Source organism: Vibrio sp. 1557, assembly GCF_033340175.1.
Lineage (GTDB): Bacteria > Pseudomonadota > Gammaproteobacteria > Enterobacterales > Vibrionaceae > Vibrio > Vibrio alginolyticus.
Genome location: NZ_JAWOVZ010000185.1, coordinates 1 through 1,220, shown reverse-complemented (window position 1 = coordinate 1,220; position 1,220 = coordinate 1). Strand labels below are relative to the sequence as shown.

2 protein-coding genes are annotated in these 1,220 nt (G+C 41.4%); one reads left to right on the top strand and one right to left on the bottom strand.

Features of this window, described 5'->3' with window-relative positions; genetic code table 11:
* Positions 1-26: 26 nt before the first annotated feature.
* Positions 27-209, bottom strand: coding sequence for a hypothetical protein (locus tag R7070_RS25715; RefSeq protein ID WP_005463425.1), 183 nt, complete (start codon positions 207-209; stop codon positions 27-29).
* Between the two features lie 433 nt (positions 210-642).
* Here R7070_RS25715 and R7070_RS25710 point away from each other — a divergent pair.
* Positions 643-1,220: HD domain-containing protein (locus R7070_RS25710; RefSeq protein ID WP_318141452.1), on the top strand; the 578-nt coding region annotated here is incomplete at its 3' end.

The following is a 1,220-nucleotide window of genomic DNA, read 5'->3' as shown; positions in this document are numbered from 1 at the left end:
CCTGACTATTTAGTCAGACCCTTTTACTATTTTTTAGTACGTTGCGTTAATTGTCTTCGACAACTAATGATGTTTCTGATCATGGATGGACTATTACCCAGATAAACAACATGCCCTTCTTCATCAACGACCGCGGGTACCACTTTTAAGCCTTTCATATCTGCGCCATTTTCGACCAGTTTACGCTCTAGCTCATATAAATCCTGCATATCATCGACTCAGTTAACTCACCATTTGCGCGGAATCCTATCGCTCTGAAAGCAAAAATATCATGATCAAGATCACAAAAACCACACTAAACAACTATAAAAATGGAATTGAGATCACTCAAAAATGCAATCTATAGACCCAAGTTTTCTGTGCTACTGAGTCACATTTATAAAATTAATGACTCATAGAAACACTAATAAAAATGTCTGTTTGAAATAGTCTTGTCTGGAGAGAAACCTTCGAAAAGTTCAGTCATTTCACTGCGTATTAACCTTTCAAATGGAATCAGTGACAGCGCTCTTAATCCCACTTCTTGACATCACTCAGGTATTCAACAATCTGGTGGCTAATTCTCAATTACACCATCGCACTTGGAAATTCTTCTTAGCGTTGGGCATACTTCTGGCTTCATTTTAGTTGTAGATATTAACCATGACGTCATTAAGCCAGTTTGAGCCGCTGTTTTTGGAATTTATGCAGCAAGAGATGCAAGTTGATGCGGCCCATGATATTGAACACGTAAAACGCGTGGTCAAAACAGCGAAACAGCTCTGCGACGAAGAAAATGCAGACATAGCAATTGTGTTACCTGCAGCCTATTTGCATGACTGTTTCACCTACCCGAAAGATCATCCAAATCGCAAGCAAAGCTCTGCAATTGCAGCCAAAAAAGCCATCGCGTATTTAGAGAGTATTCAATACCCTCAGCACTACCATGATGCCATCGCTCATGCGATAGAGGCGCACAGCTTTAGCGCCAACATCAGGCCAAACACGTTGGAAGCACAAATCGTCCAAGATGCTGATCGTCTGGACGCTTTAGGCGCAATTGGTGTTACGCGATGCATTCAAGTCAGCACTCATTTCAACGCTCAGCTTTACAACGATAACGACATGTTTGCTAAAGAGCGCGAACTCAACGACAAGCAATTCACCGTAGATCATTTCCAAACCAAGTTGTTTAAAATTGCCGACACCATGAACACGGAGTCTGCAAAACTTGAAGCCAA

Bases quoted from the DNA above. Each gene is read 5' to 3' on its own strand.
- R7070_RS25715 (WP_005463425.1), bottom strand. From the start codon at position 209: ATGCAGGATTTATATGAGCTAGAGCGTAAACTGGTCGAAAATGGCGCA.